Below are 19,452 nucleotides of genomic sequence, written 5' to 3'. Positions count from 1 at the left end.
CGTATGAACATCTTTGAGGTGGTGGGACCGGTCATGGTAGGACCGTCAAGTTCTCATACAGCGGGAGCCGTCAAGATCGGCTATATTTCCGGGCGCTTGCTGGGGGAGCCTTTGGTGCGGGCAGAGATCAACCTGCATGGCTCCTTTCTTGCGACCGGGGACGGACACGGTACGAAAAAAGCGCTGGTGGCAGGACTTTTAGGTATGCAGACAGACGATATCCGCATCCCACAGGCACTGGAGATCGCTGAGGAGCGGGGAATTGTCGTCAGTTTTGGACAGGCCATCCTGCGTGAGGCACATCCCAATACCGCGCAGTTGATCTTACATGGCAGATCCGGGCAACGTCTGGAGATCATCGGACAGTCGCTGGGCGGCAGCCGGATCAATATTGCACAGTTGGATGGCATTGAGACCAACTTTTCGGGAGAGTCACCGACGCTTGTGGTCTATAATGAGGATCGTCCGGGGCATGTATCCGAAGTGACGACCATGCTTTCTAACCAGAATATCAATATCGCATCCATGCGCCTGTATCGCTCCAGCCGTGGCGGCGAGGCTGTCATGGTGGTTGAGTGTGATCAGGAAGTGCCAGAGAGCGGCATTGACTGGCTGCGTGGATTTGACGGTATCCGTAAGGTAACCTATCTTGGAATGACGGGAGAATAGATAGATGTATCATTCGATAGCAGATATTATCAGACAAAGTGAAGAGAAATCATGCCCTTTCTGGCAGATCGTCCTGCAGGCGGATATGGAGGAGAGAGGTGTTTCCTATGAGACATCTTTTGCGACCATGCGCCATATGTATCAGGCGATGAAAGCTGCGGATGCGGGCTATGATCCGACTATACATTCCGCATCCGGTATGGCTGGCGGTGCAGGAGAGAAACTGCATGTCTACAATGCCAAGGGTGCCAATCTCTGTGGAGAACTTGTAGGACAGGTCATGGAAAAAGCCATCAAGATGGGCGAGTCCAATGCCTGCATGCATCGTATCGTTGCAGCGCCTACGGCGGGCTCTTGCGGTGTGATCCCGGCAGTTTTTCTGGTGGTAGAGGAGAGGCTTTCTCTGCCTGAGGAGAAAATGGTTGAGGCTATGTTTGTCTCTGCCGGTATCGGTGCAGTCATTGCAGAGAATGCCTCACTTGCCGGAGCATCCGGCGGTTGTCAGGCGGAGATCGGTTCCGCCAGTGCCATGGCGGCAGGCGGACTGGCTTATTTACAGGGAGGTTCTGCCGAGCAGATTGCAGATGCAGCAGCCTTTGCACTCAAGAATATGTTAGGACTTGCTTGTGATCCGGTCGGGGGACTGGTAGAAGTTCCCTGCATCAAGCGCAACGTGGCAGGCGCAGTGAATGCATTGACTTCAGCCCAACTGGCGATGGCAGGGATCACGTCTGCCATTCCGGTAGATGAGGTCATTGATGCCATGCGCAGGATTGGCAATGAGATGCCGTCTGCGATCAAGGAGACCAGTCTGGGCGGACTTGCCACTTCTCCTACGGCAGTCAGACTGACAGAAAAGTAATGCCGGACTATTTGTCCAGCATTTTCTTGTATTCACGCGGGCTGACGCCGACGTGCTTTTTAAAGAGTTTAGAAAAATAACCGAAATCAGGAATACCGACCGCCTCAGCGACCTCAGCGACGCTCATGTTGGTCGTATTAAAGTAGCGCAGGGAGGATTGGATGCGCTGTTTGCCGATATAAGAAGTCAGCGTCTCGCCGACTTCTTTTTTAAATGCATTTGACAGATAGGAAGGATTTTTGTCAAATTCCTCTGCCAGTACAGAAAGGCTCAAGTCAGTAACTAAATGTTGGTCGATATAGTTGACGACATTGCGAATCAGATAGGAGTATTTTTCATAGGTGTAGTTTTTGGCAAGCAGGGCATATTTTCTGGTCATCTCAAAAGGAAGATGTGTCAGAGCGCGTTGGGAGTTGAGTTCTGCAATCTTGAGGTCAAAGTTCTGCATTTGGTTAAAGACGTAGTAAGGATGAACTGCGGTCTCCAAAAGCCTTGCCGCGAGAAAGGTATTCATTGCAAATAATTCATGTCTTATCTGTGGCAGAGGACTGGACTGAAAAGGAGCCGCATAGTCTAACAGGGATTTCATATGATCGAGAGCCTGCGACTGATTTCCACTGGTTACAGCCTTGCTGCATGCCTCGATACGCTTGTGCATTTCCTCAACATAATCAGAAGAAAACTTATGAAAGCGTTCTTCGCTGGGATTGAGGGCGTGCTTTTCTGATTTGTAATTGACATATTCTACACGGTGATCCGCGAAGGCAGGAAAAAAGAACGTTATCAGATGCTCTATGGTCAAGATCAGATCGTTCAACTCTACGACCGGCAGGGACAGATAAAAGTGGGACATGGTCGAGGTATGCTGGGGAGCAATGCCGTTTTCTTTCATGATGCGGTTGATATTTGCCTGGTTGATCGGTTCCGTCCGAAATGGCATGATACCGATCAGATCCGGTTCTTCATCTGCGGTCAGGGAAATGATCATATTGTAAAAGCCCAGCGTGCTTTCCAAGACAACGATACGATAGGGAGAGTCCTCTGCTATAGAGAAGATGGGCGAATTGGTAGAGTATTCACCCCAGACCATGCGCCTAAGTCCCATATCCATTTTTTCAAAATCGTGGTAGGGCGCATGCATGAAAAAGGAATCGACCTTAAAACTGTCCGCTAGTGTCTGTTTAAATAATGGGAAAAAATCATCCGTACTGATATTCTCAAATGCCATAAGTGCTCCTTTCGTATATGTTTTTTCTATGTTTGACATATTTTGTTTCTATATATTTCCAGGTATCTGTAATTTTTTTGTCAAGAATACAATTCATGTAAAAATTTTACCAAAATAGCAAAAGTAAGACAAGAGCAATTTATCCTGGATTGCTATACTGGGTTCACAAAGCAAGTGAGAAAGAAAAGAGCCGTGTGCTCATTTTCGAAAAAGGAGGGTAAATTTAATGGCAACAAAGAAGAACATCAATGCATCTTGGAACTTCACAAAAGATGCAGTTTCTGTTGCAGAAGGCACATCCGTTTTATCTCAGGGCAACTGGGAGACATTAGATCTGCCTCACACATGGAATGGTGATGACGGACAGGACGGTGGTAACGATTACTATCGTGGAACATGCTATTATGCAAAGAGTATGAAGCGTGACGAGTTTGGCTCAGATCCGATCGTTTATATGGAATTTGAGGGGGCAAACTCAAGTGCATGGCTTTATGTCAACGGCAAAGAGGCAGGACACCATGACGGTGGTTACTCTACCTGGAGAGTCAATGTCACAGATCTTCTGGCAGAGGACAATGAGATCGTCGTTGCAGTAGACAATGCACCAAACGACCATGTATATCCACAGATGGCAGACTTCACATTCTATGGCGGTCTCTATCGTGATGTTAATGTGATCAGTGTATCTGATGCACACTTTGATCTGGACTATTACGGAACACCGGGCATTGCCGTAACACCGACGGTAGAGGGTGCTAACGCTAAGGTCGAGGTTGAGGTATTTGTTACCGATGCTGCAGAAGGCGACACTTTAGAGTATGTTATCAAAGACGGTGACGCTGTGGTGGCAACCAAGACTACTTCTGCTGATGAGACAAAGGCAACTTTTGAGATTGAAAACGTGCATCTTTGGAACGGACGCAAGGATCCACATCTTTACACCGCAGAAGTTTCTTTAAAGAGAAATGATGCAGTATTAGATGAAAGAAGCACACGCTTCGGCTGCAGAACGTTCGCTATCGATCCGGAAAAAGGATTTATCTTAAACGGAGAGCGCTATCCACTGCACGGTGTATCCCGTCATCAGGACAGACCACACATTGGTAACGCTTTGACACATAAAGAGCACAAGGAAGATGTAGATCTGATCCTTGAGATGGGTGCCAATACCATCCGTCTTGCTCATTATCAGCACAATCAGTATTTCTACGATCTGTGCGATGAAGCAGGACTTGTGATCTGGGCAGAGATTCCATATATCTCTAAACATTTACCAAACGGACGTGAAAATACCGTTTCACAGATGAAAGAACTGATTACACAGAATTACAATCATCCATGTATCGTTGTCTGGGGACTTTCAAACGAAATCACTATGGGTGGAGCAGAAGATGCTGATCTGATTGAAAATCACAACATCTTAAATGATTTGTGCCACCAGATGGATCCAACAAGACTTACGACAATGGCTGTTGTATCTATGTGCAGTATTGATGCAAAATATGTACAGATTCCAGATGTGATTTCATACAACCACTATTATGGATGGTACGGTGGAACAACGGATATGAACGGAGAGTTCATGGATGACTTCCACAAGAAATATCCAAATATTCCAATTGGTATGAGTGAGTATGGATGTGAAGCTTTAAACTGGCATACATCAAATCCTGTTCAGGGTGATTATACTGAGGAATATCAGGCATACTATCATGAAGAACTGATTAAGCAGCTCTTTACAAGAGATTTTATCTGGGCTACACATGTATGGAATATGTATGACTTCGCCGCTGATGCAAGAGCAGAAGGTGGAGAGAACGGCATGAACCATAAGGGCTTGGTTACATTTGATAGAAAGTACAAGAAGGATGCTTTTTATGCATATAAGGCATGGTTATCAGATGATCCATTCGTGCATATCTGTGGTAAGCGCTATGTAGACCGTGTAGAAGATACAACAAAGGTTACGGTATACTCTAATCAGCCAGAAGTAGAATTGTTTGTAAATGGTGAAAGCCTTGGCAAGCAGACAAGTGATGTGCATTTCTTCTACTTTGATGTACCAAATGCAGGCGAAAGCACACTTGTTGCAAAAGCAGGTGATTGCAGCGATGAAAGCAAGATTCGCAAGGTAGATACCTTCAATGAAGAATATCGTTTGAAGGAAGAAGGCGAAGTTCTTAACTGGTTTGATATTGATATGCCAGAAGGATACTTCAACATCAATGATCAGATTGGTGATATCATGAAGACCATCAAGGGTAAGATGTTCATTGGCGAATTGATGCTTAAGATTATGAAAGACGCTGATGGCGGCGCAGCAGGAGCAGCAGCTGGTGTTGACCGTGAAGGCATGATGAAGATGCTTGGTGGTTTCTCTGTTAAGCGTATGCTCAACCTTATGGGAACTGCAGGCGGTGGCAAGCAGTTTACAAAAGAAGAACTTCTTGAACTGAACAGAAAACTCAATAAGATTAAGAGAAAAGACAAATAATAAAAAGTGTTTTTTAGGAGGAGTTTATTATGAGTAAAACAAAAGAAGTAAGACCTTTTGGCTTACGAGACAAAATCGGCTACATGTGTGGCGATTTGGCAAATGATTTCTCATTTATCTTTGCAAGTAGTTATGTAATGGTATTTTACACAAAGGTTATGGGTATTTCAGCAGGTATGGTAGGAACGATGTTCCTTGTTGCAAGATGTCTGGATGCATTTACAGATATCGGCATGGGACGTATTGTTGATAATTCAAAGCCGACAAAGAACGGACGTATCCGTCCATGGATTCTTCGTATGTGTGCTTTCGTAGCACTGGCATCCTTTATGATGTATCAGTCATTCCTGGTTGATGCTTCTTATGGTGCTAAAGTAGCATATATGTTTATCACATATATCCTTTGGGGATCTATCTTCTATACATCCATCAATATTCCTTACGGATCTATGGCATCTGTTATTTCAGCAGAGCCTAAGGACAGAAGTTCTCTTTCTGTATTCCGTTCTATGGGTGGTGGTGTTGCCGGTATTATGATTGGTATTATGGCACCGATGCTTGTATATCATACCGATGCACAGGGTAATCAGGTTGTATCTGCATCTCGTATTTCTGTGGTTGCAGGCGTATTCTCTGTCATCGCTATTATTTGTTACTTACTTTGCTATACACTCACAACAGAACGTGTTGCATATGTGCCAAAGCCAGCAAGCGAAAAGAAATCAACAGCAGAGACATTAAAGACTCTTTTTACAAGCAGAGCTTTGTTAGGACTTGTACTTTCAGCTGTATTACTTCTGTTGGCATCTCTTATGGGGCAGGGTATTAACACATACTTATTTGCTGATTACTTTAAGAACACAAAGGCATTGTCTGTATTTGCATTATTGATGCTTCCATGTATGATCGTACTTGCAGGTATTTCTACAAAACTTGCTACAAAATTTGGTAAGAGAGAATGTAGTATGGTTGGTATGTTCGTATCTGGTATTCTCTACTTTATCATTGGATGCTTACACATCAAGAATGTATGGGCATTCGTAGGAATGGTATTCGTAGCTATGCTTGGTATGTACTTCTTCCAGATGCAGTGTTGGGCACTTGTTACAGACGTTATCGATGATATGGAAGTACAGACAAGAAATCGTGACGATGGTACGATTTATGGTATCTACTCATTCTCAAGAAAGATTGGACAGGCAATCGCTGGTGGTCTTTCCGGATGGGCACTTGGATGGATTGGATACGATGAACTTGCAGCAGGACAGACAGAGGCAGTTGCAAATGGTATTTATAACTTGGCTACTTTCTTCCCAGCAGTTATCTATATTCTTTGTGGATTAGTACTTATGTTCATTTTCCCTCTGAATAAGGCAAGAGTAGATGCAAACGTTGCAGAACTCAAGAAGAGAAGAGAAGCAGCAAACTAGTCATATATTAAGAAAAACTCAATTACGAATGAAAATCCACATGTCAGATCAAGGCATGTGGATTTTTTCCTGTGTTTTATTAGGAGTTTCGTAAATTTTCGGTAAAAATGCCGAAAAAGCGTAGATTTTGCAGGGACTCTATGTATATAATAGAAATATGTTTACAAAATGCTGATGAAGGGGGATTTCAATATCATGACAGAGACACAAAAATATCTTTATGCGGATAGTGATCGTCAGACCGAGCATGTGAACCGGTTGGAATGGCAGGTCTTTACGATTTTTTCTATCTGTAATTTTATGATCGTATTTGTTGCTTTTTTGAGGGGATACAGGACAGCGGCATTTACAGGGACGACTTTTCTTATTTCGGCGGTCACGGTGGTGGCTATGCTGATCGCATATCTGCGCAAGCGCGACAGCAGCAAGATCCGTTGGATATCACTGGTGGCACTGGTGCTTTTGACACTGTTTACGACCACTGCCTTTGACAGTTATTATATGCGCTTTGCAGTTGTTGCACCGATGGCAGTCTATATCCTGTATTATGACTCCAAGTTCATGGTCAGTTCCGCGGTAGCGATCATGCTGACAGAGATCGCAACAACTGTGCAAAAGTTCTTTAAACCGGATTGCACGGTAGACCGTATTGACATCTGTACGGCAACGGCGATCGTTATCTTCTACCTGATCGTAGTCTGCTTTATCGAAGGGACCGGCAAGAAGTTCCGTCTGGATATGCTGGGCAGCCTACAGGATGAGAAAGACCAGCAGGAAAAGATGATGCAGGATGTCATCTATGTGGCAAGTGAAGTACGAAAGGGTACGGCGGGTGCCATGGATATCATGAACCAGTTGAATGAATCCACCAGCGTTGTGACAGGGGCAGTCAAGGATATTTCCGACAGTACCCAGTCGACCGCAGAGAATATACAGAACCAGACCGTGATGACCCAGAGCATCCAGGATGCGATCGAAAAGACCCTTCATCACTCTGAGAGCATGGTTACGATCGCGGAAAAGGCAAAGGAGTTAAACGAGGAAAACTTATCCATCGTCAAGGAGATCCAGAACCAGTCTGAAACGATCGCAGAGACCAATGATGAGGTGGCAGTAACCATGCAGACTTTGCAGGAACGTGCCAATGCCGTTAAGGGTATCGCTGATACCATTTTTGATATTTCCAGCCAGACCAACCTGTTAGCGCTTAATGCATCCATCGAAAGTGCCAGAGCAGGCGAAGCGGGCAAGGGCTTTGCAGTCGTTGCAGATGAGATCCGTCAACTGGCAGAAAAGACCCGTGTGGAGACGGAAAACATTGCATCGATTCTGGGTCAACTTTCCGAAAATGCAGCAGATGCCGTGAATGTCGTTGCCAAATCTGCAAGCGCAGCCGGACAGCAGAATGAACTGATCGGCAGAGCAGTAGAGACCTTTGATGAAATGAATACTAATGTAGGACAACTGACACAGGATATCTCAGATATCGACACTATGCTGACAGATCTTTCCGAAGCCAACAATCATATCGTGGACAGCATTACCCACCTGTCAGCAACCTCGGAAGAAGTTACGGCAGCGTCGGCGCAGGCGGAGGGCTTGAGCAGCAAGAACCTGACCAATGCCGACCAGACCAAGAGTATTCTGGATCAGGTACTACATGTTTCCAAGCAATTAGACAAATATGTCGGCACAGAAGAAAGCGATGTGTCGGAGATTATTCTTTAAACACTACCCCGGAAGAAAAATTTTCCTCCGGGGTATAATATTTTTTTTCAGAATACCGATAATCATTGTGTAAAAGCAAAAAGAGCTTCATGTTTCAAGGAAGAAAGGAGAGTGCCATTATGCGTATAGAAGCATATAATCAGGTAGCACAACTCTATAAGACGAATAAGACTTCAAGCACCCGCCCGGCGTCAGCAAGTGCTATGGGAAGAGACGAAGTGCAGATTTCATCTTTTGGACGTGACTATCAGATCGCAAAGAAGGCAGTCGCAGAAGCTTCGGATATCAGGGAAGATAAAGTTGCTGAAATGAAATCAAAGTACGAGTCAAATGATTATCAGGTAGATACCGGAGATTTTGCAAGCAAATTGCTTGAAAAATATCAGATGGGACTGTAAGGAGAATCGTAAGTGGCTAGTTTAGTAGAAGAATTACTCGTAGGAATGAAAAAAGAAGATGCATGTTATACCAGATTACTGGAACTGTCCGAGAACAAGAGACAGGCGATCATTGCAGGTGCAGTGGCTGATCTGGAAGAGGTGACTGCTACAGAAGAAAGTATCAGTAGTGACTTGAAAAATCTGGAAAACAAGCGCGTGAGTATTCTTCGCGATATGGCTGTAGTTTTAGGACATGACGGTGAGCAGTTGACTGTGACCAATGTCATCGAGCAGTTAGACGGACAGCCAAAAGAGCAGGGCGATCTGACGGCAGCCAGAGACGCACTTGTAGACGTTGCCACACGTTTACAGACAGCAAATGCACAAAACAGTGTACTTCTCCAGCAGGCATTAGAGATGGTTGAGTTTGACCTGACTTTGTTCAAGAGTCTGAAGCAGGCACCCGAAACAGCGAATTATGACAAGAACGCTTACAACACGGGAGAACTGCTTGGCAGCAGTAGCTTTGATACATCCCAATAAAAGGATAACCGGGGCTTTTGAATTAGAGTTAGAGGAGGATATACCATGGCTAATGGATTCGGAAGCTTGTACGTGGGAGCGTCAGGATTACAGACACAACAAAATGCACTGAATGTTGTTGCCAACAATTTAGCAAACGTAAATACGAAGGGCTATGTACGCCAGCAGGTCGTATTTGCAGATAGAAATTATACATCTTTTGCATCAGCATCTATCAGTACACAGCGGGCAGGACTCGGTGTGGATATCGGTGATGTGGTTCATGCGAGAGATCTTTTTTTAGATAAAGCATATCGGTCCGCAACAGGACGTCAGGCATTCTATGCCGCCAGTTATGATGCGGTCTCCGAGGTAGAGACATATTTACAGGAAACGCAGGGACAGGCTTTTCAGACCTCGCTTGCCGATCTGTATGAAGCATTTTCTGAATTTGCAAAGGATCCGTCCGATGCAGTCAACCAGAATCTGGTCATGCAGAAGGCATCCCTTTTTGTCAGCCGTGTAAGTAGTCTGAATCAGGGACTTCAAAGTTATCAGTCAACGATCAATCGTAAGATTTCCGATGATGTTGACCGCATCAACGAACTGGGCACCAAAATCCAGGAATTAAATTTACAAATACAGAGAGTGGAAGCAGGCAAAGTGGAGACAGCCATGGATCTGCGCGATCAGAGAGACCTCTATTTAGATGAACTCTCCAGTCTTGCAAAGGTATCTTATTCCGAAAATGTTGATGGTATTGTCAAGGTACAGATCGACAATGTGGAATTTGTTACCGAGAATAACGTCTACCAGATGGCGATGCACGAGGATAAACTGACAGGTTTCCAGACCCCATACTGGCCGCAGTTATCTGATACCGAGAATGAAGACTACTATTATGTATTCGATACGGACAATGCCAATGCCACCAACGGCACGGATGTGGGAGAGGTCAAGGCGCTTCTTTTGGCAAGAGGTAGCGGTCATGCCAATTATCTGGATATGGCAGGGCTTAGCGCATACGACTATAGTACCGGGCTTTCCAATTCCATCATGATGAATACAGAGGCGGAACTGGACACTCTTTTCCATAGCATCGTGACCGCCATCAATGATACCCTCTGTCCGAATACGACCTATGGGGCAGTTAATTCCAATCTTGGCGGAGGTAGCATAACCGGTGTGGATGCGACAGGAAAGACTTGGACGATCACGGCGGATACCAAGATCTTAGATGAGGCAAATGCTTCGGTCGGCAGTGATGGAGAATTGCCGCCACACGAACTTTTCTCCCGCATCGGTTGCGACCGTTACACCAAGGTATCCCTTGCGGATGGCAGTACAGTTTATGTATATAACGAAGAAGATCCGAGCGATGAATCGACCTGCTATACCATCGAGGATACCGTCATCAACCCGGACATCATCGATGAAAAGAGTCTGATTCCCTATAAAAAACAGACAGGAGAGATCGATTATACTTTGGGCGCCAATCTGGAGCGTATCTGGGATCAGGAAAATTACCTGCTCAATCCTACCGATACGACACCATGTACCTTTACCGATTTTTACATCAAATGGATCGGCGAGGTTGGAACCGTCGGTTCCGTCTACAGTACGACTTCTGACAGTTTGCAGGGGACAGCAGATACCATTGACAACAACAGGCAGATGGTAGTAGGGGTTTCTTCCGACGAGGAACTGACCAACATGATCCGTTATCAATCAGCATACAACGCATCCAGCCGATATATTAATGTGGTGAGTACCATGATCGATTATCTGCTGAACTCATTATAGAAGGGAGGGCAAAGACGCTATGCCATCTTCATTTTTTGGACTTACCGTTGCCTACTCGGGCTTAAATGCCTCACAGGCATCCATCAATACAACGGCAAACAATATCTCCAATGTGCAGACCAAGGGATACAGCAAGCAGGTCGTCAATCTGACCGCATCTTCTGCCCTTCGCTGCTATCAGAGATACGGCAGCACAGGAACCGGTGTTACGGCGGATTCCGTTACTCAATTACGTGATGAATATTACGATGAGAAATACTGGAACAATCAGGCGACACTGGGGCTTTACGAAAAGAAACTCTACTATATGGAGCAGATCCAGAACTATTATACCGACGGAACGTTTTCGACCACAACAAGTTCCGGTTTCTCTACCATTTATGCCAAGATGTTCAATGCCTTAGATGCTGTCAAGACTAATGCCGGATCAAGTGCATCCCGCAATGAGTTCTTAAGCACCGCCGGAGAACTCTGCACTTATTTTAACAGTACGGCACAGCAGTTACAGAGTTTACAGACTTCCATCAATGATGAGATCAAGACGACGGTCGACAATGTCAATTCCATCGCCAAGAAGATCTCCATGCTCAACAAGCAGATCAATATCATTGAGATGGAGGGGGGACATGCCAACGAACTCCGCGATCAGCGTGCAACGCTGGTAGATGAACTTTCCAAGATCGTACCGACCAAGGTCGAGGAAAAGAAAGTAACCAACAGTAATTACGAGGATCAATATACAGGGGCTACCTATTATACAGTCAAGATCAACGGACAGACCCTGGTAGACAACTACGAATACAATGCCCTTGCCTGCAAGTCCAGAGATTACAAATACAATCAGTCCGATGTGGAAGGACTTTATGATCTGGTCTGGGCGTCCACAGGAGCAAGTTTTGATGCGACTGCGACCAACATGAGCGGCGAATTGCGTGCCATGTTTGAGATCCGCGATGGCAACAACAGCGAGAATCTGACCGGACGTGTGACGAAGACGAGCAGCACTTCCATGACGATCACGGGAGCCAATATTACAGATATCGACAAGATGAACATGCCGGCATCCGGCTCTATCTGGGTCAACAATAAGCAGTATTTCTATGATTCCTTTGAATGTGAAACGGATGCCGATGGCAACATCACTTCCTATACTTTTGATCTGAACAAGCCGCTCACGACGGATGAACAGACCAAACTTGCCAACAAGAAACTGGTAGTCGGGGAGAGCGTTAGTTTCATGGGGGTTCCGTATTACATGAACCAGATGAACACTTTCCTGCGATCTTTCTGTGAGGCGTTTAACAGCATTGAAAGAACCGGCGTGGATGCCGATGGCAATGACATGGGATCTGTCTTTGTGGCACAGAACAAAGCGCTGGGGACAGAGTATGATATGTCCGATGCCTTAAATGAGACCGATGCCAACGGCAATGTCTCTGGAACGACATTTACTTCTTCGGCAAATAATTACTATCAACTGACTGCGGGCAATGTCAAGATCGCAGAGGAATGTAGCGACCCGGATCGTTTTGCGACCCATACCAAGTCAGATACAGAGGATGGCGTAGATGCCTATGATCTGATCGAGCAATTAAAAAATCTGCAGAGCAAGACAGAACTCTTCCGCGGTGGCGGTGGCGATACTTTTTTACAATGTATCTATGCAGATGTTACGGTAGATACGCAGGAATGTGATGTTTTTACCGATAACTATACCAGCATAAGTACAACGATCAACAACCAGAGAATGTCCGTATCCGGCGTGGACGAGGACGAGGAGGCATTGGATCTGATGAAATTCCAGAATGCCTACAATTTGGCATCCAAGTGCATTTCCGTATTGGCAGATATGTACGACCAGTTGATCTTAAACACAGGTGTGTAGTTTAGAACGTGTGATTTATAAGAAAAGGAAAAGGTGACGAGTATGCGTGTTACGAACAATATGATTTTGAGGAACTCTTCCTATAATATCAATGGAACGAAAGGCAGTGTCAATTCATCCATGAACCAGATGACGACACAAAAGAAGATCAATCAGCCATCCGAAGATCCGGTGGTTGCCATTCGCTCCCTTCGTCTGAGCACCAGCCTGAGCCGTGTTGATCAGTATTACAAGAAGAATATCCCGGATGCAGAGTCCTGGCTGGATGTAACTGAGACAGCCCTCAACAACATGAAGTCATTGATGACGGATGTGCGTACCCAGTGTGTCAACGGATCCACGGATACCCTGAATCAGGAAGACCGCAATACCATCCTCAAGCAGTTGAAGTCTTTGCAGAGCCAGTTGTATGCAGAAGGTAATGCAGACTATGCGGGAAGAACGGTATTTACCGGCTATCGTACCGATCAGGATCTGGTATTTACGGAGAATGAAACCAAGACCTCTTATCAGATCGATCAGACCTTTACCTATGAAGATCTGGAGAGTTTTCGCTATTATACCGGCAATGTCAAGGTGCCGGCAACTAAGGATGAGGTCTTAAACAGCGATATTTCCGATACCTTGCAGTCTAATTATTACAGACTGCGTACCTCTTATAACAAGATCGATGACATGCAGGCATTTTCTTACACGACCAAGGATGCCAACGGTCAGGAACAGACCATGACTATCGATCTGGCAAATGCAACAGATCAGACCGGCACCAATGCCGATGGCTCTAATTTTACCTACAAGACGGCTACCGCAGTAGATGCAGGCGGTGCGGCAGTCAATCCGGCAAGAACCATGTATGTCTTTGATACTGAGGAGGACTGGGCGGCTGCTATGGGACAGAAGCGGGTCGGCGACAATGATATTGTCCTGATCAAGGAAAACGGAAACATTGTACTTGGCGAGCAGGTTTCCTCGGAGTTCCGTACCAACAAGGCGACCATTTCTACGACCTATGACAAGACCGGATTTGACAAAGGGGAACTGCGGCCGGAGTATTATTTCAACTGTACCAACAAGACGGATGCCAACAATCCGATCAGTTATAAAAAGTATGATGAAAATGGCAAGGAAATCGGCTACGATATCAATTATACCGTTGCCAACAATCAGGAACTGACGGTAAATACCGAGGCATCCGATGCTTTCAACAGTGATATCCAAAGAGATATTGACGATATGATCACATCTGTGACCAATGCGATCAGAGCGCATGACAAACTGACCGAGTTAAAGGCAATGAAGGGGGAAGCCCAGTATGCCGAGAAAGAGTACCAGACCAAACTGGATGAATGGATCACGGCAGCCCAGAAAGAGGCTGATTACGCAGACGACCATCTGCAAAAGTTATTCAGTTCCGAGATCGGCAAGGTTGATGGCTATCTGAGCAATATTAACCTGTCTATCACCCAGGTGGGGTGTACAGGGGACCAGTTGCAGTTGACCGAGACCAGAATGAGCAACCAGCAGGAGACTTTGCAGGAATTGCAGTCTGACAATGACAACTTGGATCTTTCAGAGATCATCATCAATTATACAGCCATGTATAATGCCTACCAGTCATCATTGACGGCGGCAGGGAAACTGAGTGGCATGACACTTTTGAACTATTTATAAAATGTGCCATAACAAAGGCAAAAGGAGAGGAATATGCGAGTAGAAACAAGACTATTTGGGGAAATTGATATAGCAGAGGAAAAGATCATCACCTTGGGCAGAGGCTTGATCGGTTATCCGGATATGAAACGTTTTACCCTGATCTTTGATGAGGAAAAGCAGGGCAAGATCATGTGGCTGCAATCACTGGATGAGCCACAGTTTGCTATGCCGGTCGTAGATCCGGCGGGCATCTGCGCGGACTACAATCCGACCGTCAATGATGAACTTTTAACACCACTGGGTCAGTTTAGTGAGGAATCTTTGTTTGTGCTGGTGACGATCCGTGTGCCATCGGACATTACCCGGATGACGATCAATCTCAAAGGACCGATCATCATCAACACCGATAATCTCCGTGGCGAGCAGATCATCGTGGAAGATGAAGTGCAGACACGTTTCCCGATCTATGACATTTTAAAGAGCAGAAAAGAGAAGGCAGGTGAGTAAGAGATGCTGGCATTAACGAGAAAAAAAGGCGAATCCATCGTCATCAACAATAATATTGAGATCAGCGTATTGGAGATCCGCGGAGATCAGATCAAGATCGGTATCTCTGCACCAAAGGATGTGCCGATCTATCGCAAGGAAGTATATTTGCAGATCCAGGAAGAGACCAAGGAAGCCATGAATGTGGAAGGTCTGGAAGCACTGGAAAACCTGTTTTAAAAAGAATGGATAGGAAGAGATTTGTGGGAGAAGATCCGCAAATCTCTTTTTGCATGTGGGGTTAAGAATTCCAGCGCACAGTCGATATAAGATGTAGAAGAATTGATGTCGTTTATATTTTGCACACGGAGGTGTAAGGATGAAAGTAGAATCAATGCAACAGGTAAACAGCAGTTACCAGAGTCAGGGAAGTGCTAATGTGGCTGCGCAGGCTGTACCGGCAAAGAGTGGTACAGCGTCTACCAATGACATGAGCATGCAGCAAAAGGCAAAGGATGCTGTTACGATCACGGAAGATGGTGTCAAGACAGGAAATGTTCGGGAAGATGGACAGGCGAGCAACGAACAGATCCGTCAGGCTGTAGATACGATCAATAAGAATGCACACAATGAGGAGGCTGTCTTTGGCATCCATGAGGCAACCAACCGTGTGACGATCAAGATTGTGGACAAGGAGACAAAGGAAGTCATCAAGGAGTTTCCACCGGAAAAGACATTGGATATGATCGCCAAGGTCTGGGAAATGGCGGGGATCATGGTAGACGAGAGAAGATAGGAGGCAGCATATGACAATTCGTATGTCAGGTATGGTATCAGGTATGGATACAGAATCATTAGTATCCGCTATGGTATCTACTTATGTATCAAAGAAAGAAAAATATCAGAAAGCCCAGACCAAGTTGTCCTACAAGCAGGATGCATGGAAGGCTTTGAATACCAAAGTATATAGTTTATATTCATCTATCAGTAGTCTGCGTCTTTCATCTGCTTACAGCATGAAAAAGACGACGGTTTCAGATGCAACAAAGGCAACGATCACTGCGGGCAGCAATGCCATCAATGGTACACAGAGTCTGCAGATCAAGCAGTTGGCAAGATCCGGTTATATCACAGGGGCCAAACTTGCCAAAGGCACGAATGAGGATACGACACTGGCTTCTTTGGGCTATACCGGTGCAGATACGACAATCTCTGTCAAGACAGCATCCGGCACCAAGGATATCACGATTGGTAAGGACAGCAAGATCTCTGATGTTGTCAAAGCCATGAATGATGCAGGTGTTAAGGCTAGTTTTGATGCGACCAACTCCAGAATGTTTGTCAGTTCCACAGAGACCGGTACAGCCAATGATTTTGCTCTGACGGCCGCAGATGGCAATGGACTCAAGGTCTTGTCATCCCTGGGAATCCTGGTGAAGTCCGATGCGACAGATGCTGCCTATAAGGCAAATGCTGCTTATGCACTTGGTACCATGGGCACCGATGCAGACGGCAATGTGGTTTCCTATTTTGAATTGGATGATGATGGCAATATCAAGTATGATTCTGACGGAAAGGCGATCGTGCGCGCAGGCGTTACTTACAGTGCTTCCGAGACTCAGAAGGCAATCCAGGAGATCATGGAAAAACTTGCCAATGCCTATGACAGCAACAGCAAGTTAGATGCAGAAAAGAAAGAACTGACTTCAAAGATTGATTATACCGAAGCAAAAAATGCGGTAAATGATGTTCTTGCAAAAGATAAAGGCTCGCGCCTGATTCAACTTTTAAAGACGGCAAATCAGGACAAGACCTATGTAGGACCGGATGGACAGACCTACACTGGACGGAGTGAGGTCAAGGACGACGATGGCAATGTAACCGGCTATCACTATTACAATACTAAGACTATCAAGGTCAACGGAACCTATCTGGATGTAGAAGATGAGGACAAGCCGTCTCTGGATGTATCTGCGGATGAGAAGATTGAACTGGCATCCGAAGAGATTAATACCCTTGCAGAGAAGTTGGGTTTGATCACGAAAAAAACTGAGACCGCGGAAGATGGCACAGAGACCGAAAAGACAGATTCTACAGCTTTAAATACCTTGAAATCACAGTTGAAGACGGTAATGGCTGTGGATGATAATGCCATCTATACCGACGAGGATAAGGCGGCATATTATCTGAGCGATGATCAGATGACAGAGGCAAAGGCAAGACTGGAAGAGATCGCGCTGGCAACCAAGACCAACGATGCTACCATTGCGGCTAACAGTTACTGGGATGTCAAGGATTATTCTGCGTACTATGAGAATGGAGTTTTAAGCAGTGATAAACTGGCAGATCTGGCAGCATCCATTACGGATAAGATCACAACGGCAAAAGAGATCGTGACCGGAGAGACAGCGTTTGCTTACAATGAAGGTGCGACCCGTGTAGATGCACAGGATGCGACCATCATCTTAAATGATGCGGAGTTTACGTCATCAACCAATACCTTTAATATCAATGGGCTGACGATCAAAGCGCTTGCAACGACTGCTGCGGGTGAGACACTCAGCATCAATACCGATACGGATACCCAGGGGCTTTATGACAAGATCAAGGATTTTCTGACTCAGTATAATGAGATCATCAATGAGATTACCAGTCTTTACAATGCAGATTCCGCTAAGGGTTACGATCCATTGACAGATGATGAAAAGTCTTCTATGAGCGATTCCGAGATCGAAAAGTGGGAGACCAAGATCAAGGATGCCATCCTGCGAAAGGATTCCACGCTGGGAACCATTCAGAATGCTATGACGAGTGCCATGATGCAGTCTTATACAGTTAATGGTAAGTCCTATTCTCTGGCAAGTTTTGGTATCTCTACCTTGGGATATCTGAATGCTTCCAAGAATGAGAACTATGCATATCATATCGATGGGGATTCTGAGGATACTGCTACCTCCGGCAAGACCGACAAACTCATGACGGCACTGGAAAACGATCCGGATTCTGTTATTGACTTTATGAAGCAGTTGACTTCCGGTCTGTATACAGCACTGGATAAGCAGATGAAGGGTACCAATTTAAGAAGTACCTATACCATCTACAATGACAAGCAGATGGCTTCTGAGTATAGCAACTACACCACCTTGATCAAGCAGTGGGAAGAAAAGATCCAGGATTATGAAGATCGTTACTATAACCAGTTTTCAAAGATGGAGTCCTCTCTTGCAAAACTGCAGAGTTCGACATCATCCTTGTCATCCTTGTTTGGAAATTCATAATTGAGTAGGAAGGGGAAAACCAATGGTACCTAATAATGGGTATAATGCGTATGCAAAGAATAAGATCATGACGGCTTCACCGGCAGAACTGACACTTATGCTCTATGAGGGGGCAATCAAGTTTTGCAATATTGCGGTCGTTGCGATCGAAAATAAAGATTATGCCAAGGCGAATACCAATATCCAGAAGGCAGAACGGATTATCGGTGAGTTTAAGGCAACCTTGAATCATAAATATGCAACGGCAAAAGATTTCGATGCTGTCTATGATTATCTTCTGGATCGCCTGATTCAGGCGAATATGAAAAAAGATCCGGAGATTTTAGAAGAGGTCTTAAAACATCTGCGCACGATGCGTGATACATGGAAAGAAGTCATGAAGATCACAAAGAACGGCACAGTGGTAGCATAAGAGGAGCAAGGATGGACGAGAAAAATTATATTCAGATTTTAGAAGACAGTCTGGAGTCTAAGATCGATCTTTTGCGCCGCTTGCAGGTGCTGTGTCAGGAACAGGCAGAGATCTTAAAGGATCCCAATGCGTCGCCGGAGGCTTTTGAAGAGAATATCGAAGAAAAAGGAAAACTGATCGATCGGCTTTCGGCTCTGGATCAGGGCTTTGATGCTTTCTTTGCAAAGGTCAAGGATCAGTTGGAAAACAATCGGGATCAGTACCGTGATTCCATCGCTCACATGCAGGAGATGATCCGGGAGATCACACAGCGCAGTTCCAACCTACAGGTCTTGGAGAAGCAGAACTCTGAATTGGCAAAGGCAAAGTTCAGCCAGATCCGCACCCAGACCAAGGAGATCCGTCAGAGCCGTAAGGTTGTCAATTCTTATTACCAGAATATGATGAAGATGAATACGGTTGATCCGCAGTTTATGGATCGGAAAAAATAAAAAATTTCCATTTAGGTATTAAGTATTGGAAAATGTCTCCGATATAGAAAGTACAAGGGCAAGAAACACTTGCTCGTGAGGAAGCCGGAGCGTGTACGGCGAAGGTGGAATCACTGATTATTAATCACATC

At 45.3% G+C, this 19,452-nt stretch carries 17 protein-coding genes; 16 read left to right on the top strand and 1 reads right to left on the bottom strand.

All coding sequences use genetic code 11. The features are described from left to right. Window positions 1–3 precede the first annotated feature (3 nt). Both sdaAB and sdaAA read left to right on the top strand, forming a co-directional pair. Window positions 4–669 (top strand): L-serine ammonia-lyase, iron-sulfur-dependent subunit beta, encoded by a 666-nt coding sequence (gene sdaAB, locus DW183_RS01990; protein WP_118280401.1) that lies wholly within the window; start codon window positions 4–6, stop codon window positions 667–669. Between the two features lie 4 nt (window positions 670–673). Next, window positions 674–1,531: an L-serine ammonia-lyase, iron-sulfur-dependent, subunit alpha gene (gene sdaAA, locus DW183_RS01985; RefSeq protein ID WP_118280400.1), complete on the top strand. Its 858-nt coding sequence runs from the start codon at window positions 674–676 to the stop codon at window positions 1,529–1,531. 7 nt (window positions 1,532–1,538) lie between these two features. Here the strand turns inward: sdaAA and DW183_RS01980 are convergent, their stop codons facing one another. Next, window positions 1,539–2,759: a helix-turn-helix transcriptional regulator gene (locus DW183_RS01980; RefSeq protein ID WP_158572996.1), complete on the bottom strand. Its 1,221-nt coding sequence runs from the start codon at window positions 2,757–2,759 to the stop codon at window positions 1,539–1,541. Window positions 2,760–2,985: 226 nt separating this feature from the next. Here DW183_RS01980 and DW183_RS01975 point away from each other — a divergent pair, with 226 nt between their 5' ends. The 14 genes from DW183_RS01975 (at window position 2,986) to flgN (ending at window position 19,321) form a co-directional block, all read left to right on the top strand. Beyond that, window positions 2,986–5,253, top strand: a complete 2,268-nt coding sequence (locus DW183_RS01975; protein WP_118280398.1) for a glycoside hydrolase family 2 protein — start codon at window positions 2,986–2,988, stop codon at window positions 5,251–5,253. A gap of 29 nt (window positions 5,254–5,282) precedes the next feature. Further along, a complete protein-coding gene (locus DW183_RS01970) occupies window positions 5,283–6,683 on the top strand; it encodes an MFS transporter (protein WP_118280397.1) in 1,401 nt (466 codons plus the stop codon). Window positions 6,684–6,878: 195 nt separating this feature from the next. Continuing rightward, window positions 6,879–8,411 (top strand): methyl-accepting chemotaxis protein, encoded by a 1,533-nt coding sequence (locus tag DW183_RS01965; RefSeq protein WP_158572995.1) that lies wholly within the window; start codon window positions 6,879–6,881, stop codon window positions 8,409–8,411. Window positions 8,412–8,530: 119 nt separating this feature from the next. After that, complete coding sequence (locus tag DW183_RS01960; protein WP_118280395.1) at window positions 8,531–8,809, top strand: flagellar biosynthesis anti-sigma factor FlgM; 279 nt, start codon at window positions 8,531–8,533, stop codon at window positions 8,807–8,809. A gap of 12 nt (window positions 8,810–8,821) precedes the next feature. After that, window positions 8,822–9,334, top strand: a complete 513-nt coding sequence (locus DW183_RS01955; protein ID WP_118280394.1) for a flagellar protein FlgN — start codon at window positions 8,822–8,824, stop codon at window positions 9,332–9,334. 45 nt (window positions 9,335–9,379) lie between these two features. Next, entirely contained in the window at window positions 9,380–11,116 is a 1,737-nt protein-coding gene (gene flgK, locus DW183_RS01950; protein ID WP_118280393.1) for a flagellar hook-associated protein FlgK, read from the top strand. Between the two features lie 19 nt (window positions 11,117–11,135). Next, on the top strand, window positions 11,136–13,001 hold the full coding sequence (gene flgK, locus DW183_RS01945) for a flagellar hook-associated protein FlgK (RefSeq protein WP_118280392.1): 1,866 nt from the start codon (window positions 11,136–11,138) through the stop codon (window positions 12,999–13,001). 42 nt (window positions 13,002–13,043) lie between these two features. After that, complete coding sequence (locus tag DW183_RS01940) at window positions 13,044–14,672, top strand: flagellin N-terminal helical domain-containing protein (protein WP_118280391.1); 1,629 nt, start codon at window positions 13,044–13,046, stop codon at window positions 14,670–14,672. Window positions 14,673–14,705: 33 nt separating this feature from the next. Continuing rightward, the gene (gene fliW / locus DW183_RS01935) at window positions 14,706–15,161 is read left to right on the top strand and encodes a flagellar assembly protein FliW (RefSeq protein ID WP_118280390.1); all 456 of its coding nucleotides are present in this window, start codon (window positions 14,706–14,708) and stop codon (window positions 15,159–15,161) included. 3 nt (window positions 15,162–15,164) lie between these two features. Continuing rightward, on the top strand, window positions 15,165–15,380 hold the full coding sequence (csrA, locus tag DW183_RS01930; protein WP_118280389.1) for a carbon storage regulator CsrA: 216 nt from the start codon (window positions 15,165–15,167) through the stop codon (window positions 15,378–15,380). A 139-nt stretch (window positions 15,381–15,519) separates the two neighbouring features. Next, window positions 15,520–15,936 carry a flagellar protein FlaG gene (locus DW183_RS01925; RefSeq protein WP_118280388.1) on the top strand — a complete coding sequence of 139 codons (417 nt, stop codon included), beginning with the start codon at window positions 15,520–15,522 and terminating at the stop codon, window positions 15,934–15,936. Between the two features lie 10 nt (window positions 15,937–15,946). Continuing rightward, window positions 15,947–18,418: a flagellar filament capping protein FliD gene (gene fliD, locus DW183_RS01920; protein WP_118280387.1), complete on the top strand. Its 2,472-nt coding sequence runs from the start codon at window positions 15,947–15,949 to the stop codon at window positions 18,416–18,418. Between the two features lie 22 nt (window positions 18,419–18,440). Beyond that, window positions 18,441–18,830, top strand: coding sequence for a flagellar export chaperone FliS (gene fliS / locus DW183_RS01915; protein ID WP_118280386.1), 390 nt, complete (start codon window positions 18,441–18,443; stop codon window positions 18,828–18,830). A gap of 11 nt (window positions 18,831–18,841) precedes the next feature. Further along, window positions 18,842–19,321 carry a flagellar export chaperone FlgN gene (flgN, locus tag DW183_RS01910; RefSeq protein ID WP_158572994.1) on the top strand — a complete coding sequence of 160 codons (480 nt, stop codon included), beginning with the start codon at window positions 18,842–18,844 and terminating at the stop codon, window positions 19,319–19,321. Window positions 19,322–19,452: the final 131 nt, after the last annotated feature.

The organism is Roseburia sp. AM16-25 (genome assembly GCF_003473825.1).
Lineage (GTDB): Bacteria > Bacillota > Clostridia > Lachnospirales > Lachnospiraceae > Pararoseburia > Pararoseburia lenta.
This window is presented reverse-complemented; position numbering and strand designations above follow the sequence as displayed.

What these genes read in the sequence shown, in the direction of transcription:
- sdaAB (WP_118280401.1), top strand. Translation starts at nt 4, where the DNA reads ATGAACATCTTTGAGGTGGTGGGACCGGTCATGGTAGGACCGTCAAGT.
- sdaAA (WP_118280400.1), top strand. Translation starts at nt 674, where the DNA reads ATGTATCATTCGATAGCAGATATTATCAGACAAAGTGAAGAGAAATCA.
- DW183_RS01980 (WP_158572996.1), bottom strand. Translation starts at nt 2,759, where the DNA reads ATGGCATTTGAGAATATCAGTACGGATGATTTTTTCCCATTATTTAAA.
- DW183_RS01975 (WP_118280398.1), top strand. Translation starts at nt 2,986, where the DNA reads ATGGCAACAAAGAAGAACATCAATGCATCTTGGAACTTCACAAAAGAT.
- DW183_RS01970 (WP_118280397.1), top strand. Translation starts at nt 5,283, where the DNA reads ATGAGTAAAACAAAAGAAGTAAGACCTTTTGGCTTACGAGACAAAATC.
- DW183_RS01965 (WP_158572995.1), top strand. Translation starts at nt 6,879, where the DNA reads ATGACAGAGACACAAAAATATCTTTATGCGGATAGTGATCGTCAGACC.
- DW183_RS01960 (WP_118280395.1), top strand. Translation starts at nt 8,531, where the DNA reads ATGCGTATAGAAGCATATAATCAGGTAGCACAACTCTATAAGACGAAT.
- flgK (WP_118280393.1), top strand. Translation starts at nt 9,380, where the DNA reads ATGGCTAATGGATTCGGAAGCTTGTACGTGGGAGCGTCAGGATTACAG.
- flgK (WP_118280392.1), top strand. Translation starts at nt 11,136, where the DNA reads ATGCCATCTTCATTTTTTGGACTTACCGTTGCCTACTCGGGCTTAAAT.
- DW183_RS01940 (WP_118280391.1), top strand. Translation starts at nt 13,044, where the DNA reads ATGCGTGTTACGAACAATATGATTTTGAGGAACTCTTCCTATAATATC.
- fliW (WP_118280390.1), top strand. Translation starts at nt 14,706, where the DNA reads ATGCGAGTAGAAACAAGACTATTTGGGGAAATTGATATAGCAGAGGAA.
- csrA (WP_118280389.1), top strand. Translation starts at nt 15,165, where the DNA reads ATGCTGGCATTAACGAGAAAAAAAGGCGAATCCATCGTCATCAACAAT.
- DW183_RS01925 (WP_118280388.1), top strand. Translation starts at nt 15,520, where the DNA reads ATGAAAGTAGAATCAATGCAACAGGTAAACAGCAGTTACCAGAGTCAG.
- fliD (WP_118280387.1), top strand. Translation starts at nt 15,947, where the DNA reads ATGACAATTCGTATGTCAGGTATGGTATCAGGTATGGATACAGAATCA.
- fliS (WP_118280386.1), top strand. Translation starts at nt 18,441, where the DNA reads ATGGTACCTAATAATGGGTATAATGCGTATGCAAAGAATAAGATCATG.
- flgN (WP_158572994.1), top strand. Translation starts at nt 18,842, where the DNA reads ATGGACGAGAAAAATTATATTCAGATTTTAGAAGACAGTCTGGAGTCT.